Raw genomic sequence first — 6,093 nt, forward strand, 5'->3', positions numbered from 1 at the left:
GAGCGGCTTGCGGCTTATCCCTTGGCCTGACCGAATTTCCGGGGGTGCGATGGCGGACAGGATTCACAGGACGGCCAATCTGTTCGCCCGCATGTGGCGCGACTATCTGCACCCCTATTCCGGGCGCATCCTGCTGGCGCTGCTGTTCCTTGTCATCGAGGGTTCGACGCTGGGCCTGCTCAGCTGGATGCTGAAGCCGCTGTTCGACCGGGTCTTCGTCGGCGGCGACACCGATGCGATCTGGTGGGTCGGCGGCGTCATCTTTGCGCTGTTCCTGATCCGCGCCGCGACCTTCGTCATCAACCGCAGCCTGATGACCTCGGTCTCGCTGGCGGTCTCGACCAGCATGCAGACGGATCTCTTGCGCCATATCATGGTGCTGGACGGAGGCTTCTTCCAGCAGAACCCCCCCGGTGCGCTGATCGAGCGGGTGCAGGGCGATTCCATCGCCGTGCAGGGGGTCTGGTCGACCTTCATCGCCGGGGCCGGGCGGGACATGGTCTCGCTGGTGTCGCTGTTCGGCGTGGCGTTGGCCGTCGATCCCTGGTGGACCATGGCGGCGGTGGTGGGTGCGCCGCTTCTGATCCTGCCGACGCTGGTGGTGCAGCGCTATATCCGGCGCAAGATGCGGCAGAACCGCGTCAATGCCAGCCAGCGCGCCACCCGGCTGGACGAGGTGCTGCACGGCATCAACGCCGTCAAGCTGAACCGGATGGAGGATTACCAGGCCGGCCGCTTTGCCCAGATCGTCACCCGCATCCGCCAGGCCGAGGTCAAGATGTCGGGCATCGGCGCCACGGTGCCGGCGCTGGTCGACGTCGTGACCGGGCTGGGCTTCATCGGCGTCCTGGCGCTGGGCGGGGCCGAAGTGACGCGGGGCGAGCGCACGGTGGGCGACTTCATGTCCTTTTTCACCGCCATGGCGCTGGCCTTCCAGCCGCTGCGCCGGCTGGGGGCCTTGACCGGCACCTGGCAGATCGCGGCGGCAAGCCTGGAACGCATCTATGCCGTGCTGGACATGCGGCCCACCATCGTCTCGGGTCCGCGGCGCGAGCCGCCGCCCGACACCACCATCCGCTTTGCGGACGTGCGGCTGGCCTATGACAACCATCCGGTGCTGAACGGGCTGAGCTTCACCGCCGAGGCGGGCAAGACCACGGCGCTGGTCGGGCCTTCGGGGGCGGGGAAATCCACGGTCTTCAACCTGCTGACGCGGCTTATCGACCCCGAATCGGGGCAGATCACGCTGGGCGGCGTGCCCCTGCGCGAGTTCGACCTGGGGGTGCTGCGCGACCAGTTTTCGACCGTGAGCCAGGACGCGGCGCTGTTCGACGAGACCCTGCGCGAGAACATCCTGCTGGGCCGCGAACAGGACGACGAGGCGCTGCGCCGCGCAATCGTCGCCGCCCATGTCGCCGATTTCACCGATGCGCTGCCCATGGGGCTGGACACGCCGGCCGGGCCGCGCGGCTCGGCGCTGTCGGGCGGGCAGCGCCAGCGCGTCGCCATCGCCCGCGCCGTTTTGCGCAATGCGCCGGTCCTGCTTCTGGACGAGGCGACGAGTGCGCTGGATGCGCAAAGCGAGCGGGTGGTGCAGCAGGCGCTGGACGAGCTGTCGGCCGGGCGCACGACGCTGGTCATCGCGCACCGGCTGTCGACCGTGCGGCAGGCCGACAAGATCGTGGTTGTCGATGCCGGCCGGGTTGTCGAAGAGGGCGATCACGACCAACTCATGGCGCAGGGCGGTGCCTATGCCGCGCTGGTCAGGTTGCAATTCGGAGAAGAGTGATGCGGCGGATTCTGGCGGTCTCGGGCGAGGATCGGGTCGAGTTCCTGCAAGGGCTGGTGACCAACAAGGTCGGCCCCGAGCCTTGCTGGGCGGCGCTGTTGACGCCGCAGGGCAAGTATCTGGCCGATTTCCTGATCGTGCCGGATGGCGAGCGGCTGCTGGTCGACGTCGATGCGCGGCTGGAGGGCGACCTGATGCGGCGGCTGTCGATGTACAAGCTGCGCTCGAAGGTCGCGCTGGAGCCGACCGACCTGACCGTGGCGCGTGGCACCGGCCCGGCGCCCGAGGGTGCGATCATGGACCCGCGGCACGACGCGCTGGGCTGGCGGCTTTACGGCGGCGAGGGGGACGACGGCAGCGACTGGGACGCGATCCGGGTCGCGCATTGCATCCCCGAAACCCTGGTCGAACTGATCCCGAACGAAACCTTCATCCTGGAGGCCGGGTTCGAGCGCCTGCACGGCGTCGATTTCCGCAAGGGCTGCTATGTCGGGCAGGAGGTCACGGCGCGGATGAAGCACAAGACCGAATTGCGCAAGGGGCTGGTGACGGTCGGCATCGAGGGCGCGGCCCCCGTCGGCACGCCGATCCTGATGGCCGATGGGCGCGAGGTGGGCACGCTTTTCACCCAGTCGGGGGACCGCGCCATCGCCTATATGCGCTTCGACCGCATGGGTGAGGGGCTGGTGGCGGGGGATGCCCGCATCCTGCCATGACACCCGATCCGACCGAGCGCATAAGGCGGATCGTGCATGTGGACATGGACGCCTTCTATGCCTCGGTCGAGCAGCGCGACGACCCGGCCCTGCGCGGCAAGCCCGTCGCCGTGGGCGGCATCCAGCGCGGCGTCGTGGCGGCGGCCAGCTACGAGGCGCGGCGCTATGGCGTGCGCTCGGCCATGCCCTCGATGCGGGCGATGCGGCTTTGTCCCGACCTGATCTTCGTGAAGCCGCGCTTCGACGTCTATCGTGCCGTCAGCCAGCAGGTCCGCGCGATCTTTGCCGAATACACCCCGCTGGTCGAGCCGCTGTCGCTGGACGAAGCCTATCTGGACCTGACCGACCACCTGAACGGCTCGACCGCCACCCGCATCGCCAAGGAGATCCGGGCGCGCATCCGCGAGGCGACCGGGCTGACCGCCTCGGCCGGGGTCAGCTACAACAAGTTCCTGGCCAAGCTGGCCTCGGACCAGCGCAAGCCCGACGGGCTGTTCGTGATCCCGCCCGAGGCGGGGGCAGAGTTCGTGCAGGGCCTGCCCATCGGCCGCTTCCACGGTATCGGCCCGGCCACGGCGGCGCGGATGGAGGCGCATGGCATCCTGACCGGCGCCGACCTTGCCCGGCAGAGCCTGGATTTCCTGACCGCGCGCTTTGGCAAGTCGGGTGCCTATTACTGGAATATTTCCCGCGGCATCGACACGCGCGAGGTCAAGCCGGACCGCATCCGCAAGAGCATCGGCGCCGAGAACACCTATTTCGAGGATCTGCGCGACATTGCTGCGGCGCATGAGGCGCTGGCGGTGCTGGCCGACAAGGTCTGGCGCCACACGACCACGGCTGCCCTGCGCGGGCGGACGGTGACGCTGAAGGTGAAATACGGCGATTTCCGCCAGATCACCCGGGCGCGATCCCTGCCGCGCGCCGTCGAGAGCCGCGACGAAATGCTGGAAATGGCCTGCGAATTGCTGGCGCCGGTCTTTGCCGATCCGCATGGCGTGCGGCTGCTGGGCATCACCCTGTCGGGACTGGAGGAGGCGCGGCAGGACGAGCCGCCGCGCCAGCTGGGCCTGTTCGATCAGGCGTAAAGGTTGATGACGCCGACCTTCTGGTGGATGCCGTTCACCGTCTCCTTGTCGAGCCCCAGGCCTTCGGCAAGCGCGTGCAGGTATTCGGCCTCCTTGCGGTTGTCGAACTCGATCGCCATCAGCGACATCAGATAGACCTGCGGGCCGAAGCCCTGCGGCACCTCGCGCGCCAGGGCCGCGGCATCGACCGGCGCCGCCATCTGCTCGCGGATGAAGGCGCGCTCTTCGTCGTCGAGTTCGCCGAATTCCGACATCAGCTTGGTCTTTTCGTTCTCGTCGATCTCGCCGTCGGATTTCGCGGCCTGGATCATCGCCTTCAGCATCAGCCCGGCCAGCGCGTTCTGTTCCGGGGTGGGGGCGGTCGTGGGCTCGTCGCCGCTGGCCAGCGCCTCGTTGAACAGCTCGCCGAAGCTGGCGTCGTTCTGCGGCTGGGCGTCCTTTTGCGCCAGCCCGCCGCCTTGCGGAGCCTGGCCCTGATGCGCGCCGCGCCCGCCCAGCAGATCGCCCAGCATGCCGCCAAGCCCGCCTGCGGCCGCGCCGCCCAGGATCCCGCCAAGCCCGCCGCCCGAACCCGAGCTGCCGCGCGATCCCGTCAACTGGTCCAGCAGCCCGCCCAACCCGCCTTGCGCCGTGCCGGCATGGCGGGGCGAGTGCGATCCGCCATAGGGCGCGCCGCCGCCAACGACGACGGCCCCGCCGCCCGCGCCGCCCGAACGGCCGCCGAGCACCTGGCCCAGCATGTCGCCCAGCCCGCCCGAGCCGGTCGAGCGATTGCCGGCCCCGGCCGTGTTGTTGCCGAAGAGCTCGTCGAGCAGCCCGCCCGACCCACGCCCGCCGCCGGATTGCGGCCGGTTCTGGGCGTTCTTCATCATGGTTCCGATCCCCTTGGCCAGCATGACGCCGGCCGCGACGCGGGCGAGGGATTTCATCAGGCTCATCTCGTTACTCCGAAAGGGTTGCGACCGCCCGGCCAGGCAGCCTTGTCTGCGCAATTCCAACGTATTCGCCGGGTTCCGGTTCCACTGCCACAGGCCCTGCGGCAAAGGCCCGGGCGCCCTTGATTTTTCCCCGGCACGATTATAAGTCGCGGCGGATGTTTCACGACGGGGGCTGTCGCGCGGGTGGCCCCCCCGATAGGAGGCCATGATGGCAAAGGCAAAGTTTGAACGGACGAAACCGCACGTCAACATTGGGACGATTGGTCACGTTGACCACGGCAAGACGACGTTGACGGCCGCGATCACCAAGTATTTTGGTGAATTCAAGGCCTACGACCAGATTGACGGCGCTCCCGAGGAGCGTGCCCGCGGGATCACGATCTCGACGGCGCATGTTGAATACGAGTCGGAGAACCGTCACTACGCGCATGTGGACTGCCCCGGCCACGCGGACTACGTGAAGAACATGATCACGGGTGCGGCGCAGATGGACGGCGCGATCCTGGTGGTGAACGCGGCCGACGGCCCGATGCCGCAGACGCGCGAGCACATCCTGCTGGGCCGGCAGGTGGGCATTCCCTACATGGTGGTGTACCTGAACAAGGTCGACCAGGTGGACGACCCCGAGCTTCTGGAACTGGTCGAGATGGAAGTGCGCGAGCTTCTGTCGTCCTACGACTATCCCGGCGACGACATTCCGATCGTGAAGGGCTCGGCGCTGGCCGCCCTGGAAGGCCGCGACGCGGAGATCGGCGAGAACTCGATCCGCGAGCTGATGAAGGCGGTGGACGACTACATCCCGACGCCCGAGCGCGCCGTCGACCTGCCGTTCCTGATGCCGATCGAGGACGTGTTCTCGATCTCGGGCCGTGGCACGGTTGTGACCGGTCGCGTGGAGCGCGGCGCGGTGAACGTGGGCGACGAGCTTGAGATCGTGGGCATCCGTCCGACGAAGAAGACGACCTGCACGGGCGTCGAGATGTTCCGCAAGCTGCTGGATCGCGGGGAAGCGGGCGACAACATCGGCGCGCTGCTGCGCGGTGTGGAGCGTGACGGCGTCGAGCGCGGGCAGGTCCTTGCGAAGCCCGGCTCGGTGACGCCGCATACCGAGTTCGAGGCCGAGGCTTACATCCTGACCAAGGAAGAGGGTGGCCGTCACACGCCGTTCTTCGCGAACTACCGTCCGCAGTTCTACTTCCGGACGACGGACGTGACCGGGACGGTGAAGCTGCCGGAAGGCACCGAGATGGTGATGCCTGGCGACAACCTGAAGTTCGAGGTGGAGCTGATCGCTCCGATCGCGATGGAAGAGAAGCTGCGCTTCGCGATCCGCGAGGGCGGCCGCACGGTCGGCGCCGGCGTGGTGTCGAAGATCCTGAAGTGATCCGTCAGGATCACGGAAGGGTCCCGAGACGCGCTGCAAGCTCCGTGTCGAAGATCCTGAAGTGATCCGTCAGGGGCGGCGGCCCAAGGCCGCGGCCCCGCCGGGGACCATCCGGTGATCCCGCAAGGGATATCGCGATGACAGGGCCGCTCCAAAAGGAGCGGCCCTTGCCGTTGGC

At 68.0% G+C, this 6,093-nt stretch carries 5 protein-coding genes; 4 read left to right on the forward strand and 1 reads right to left on the reverse strand.

Translation table 11 applies throughout. From position 1 onward, the window contains the following. The first annotated feature begins 49 nt into the window (after nt 1-49). Genes BLT64_RS10980 through dinB form a run of 3 tightly spaced genes read left to right on the forward strand, consistent with a single transcriptional unit; the run spans nt 50 to nt 3,593 of the window. A complete protein-coding gene (locus BLT64_RS10980) occupies nt 50-1,789 on the forward strand; it encodes an ABC transporter ATP-binding protein (RefSeq protein WP_011747075.1) in 1,740 nt (579 codons plus the stop codon). Beyond that, the gene (gene ygfZ / locus BLT64_RS10985) at nt 1,789-2,505 is read left to right on the forward strand and encodes a CAF17-like 4Fe-4S cluster assembly/insertion protein YgfZ (protein ID WP_011747076.1); all 717 of its coding nucleotides are present in this window, start codon (nt 1,789-1,791) and stop codon (nt 2,503-2,505) included. The genes BLT64_RS10980 and ygfZ overlap by 1 nt, the downstream gene beginning before the upstream one ends. Then, on the forward strand, nt 2,502-3,593 hold the full coding sequence (gene dinB, locus BLT64_RS10990) for a DNA polymerase IV (protein WP_011747077.1): 1,092 nt from the start codon (nt 2,502-2,504) through the stop codon (nt 3,591-3,593). Before ygfZ ends, dinB begins: the two co-directional genes overlap by 4 nt. Here the strand turns inward: dinB and BLT64_RS10995 are convergent. Further along, entirely contained in the window at nt 3,584-4,531 is a 948-nt protein-coding gene (locus tag BLT64_RS10995; RefSeq protein WP_011747078.1) for a DUF533 domain-containing protein, read from the reverse strand. The genes dinB and BLT64_RS10995 overlap by 10 nt on opposite strands. Before the next feature lie 208 nt (nt 4,532-4,739). Here BLT64_RS10995 and tuf point away from each other — a divergent pair, with 208 nt between their 5' ends. Further along, nucleotides 4,740-5,915, forward strand: coding sequence for an elongation factor Tu (gene tuf, locus BLT64_RS11000; protein WP_011747079.1), 1,176 nt, complete (start codon nt 4,740-4,742; stop codon nt 5,913-5,915). The last annotated feature ends 178 nt before the right edge of the window (nt 5,916-6,093 follow it).

Origin of the sequence: Paracoccus denitrificans (assembly GCF_900100045.1) — a bacterium.
Classification (GTDB): Bacteria; Pseudomonadota; Alphaproteobacteria; order Rhodobacterales; family Rhodobacteraceae; genus Paracoccus; species Paracoccus denitrificans.

Bases quoted from the DNA above. Each gene is read 5' to 3' on its own strand.
- ygfZ (WP_011747076.1), top strand. From the start codon at position 1,789: ATGCGGCGGATTCTGGCGGTCTCGGGCGAGGATCGGGTCGAGTTCCTG.
- BLT64_RS10980 (WP_011747075.1), top strand. From the start codon at position 50: ATGGCGGACAGGATTCACAGGACGGCCAATCTGTTCGCCCGCATGTGG.
- tuf (WP_011747079.1), top strand. From the start codon at position 4,740: ATGGCAAAGGCAAAGTTTGAACGGACGAAACCGCACGTCAACATTGGG.
- dinB (WP_011747077.1), top strand. From the start codon at position 2,502: ATGACACCCGATCCGACCGAGCGCATAAGGCGGATCGTGCATGTGGAC.
- BLT64_RS10995 (WP_011747078.1), bottom strand. From the start codon at position 4,531: ATGAGCCTGATGAAATCCCTCGCCCGCGTCGCGGCCGGCGTCATGCTG.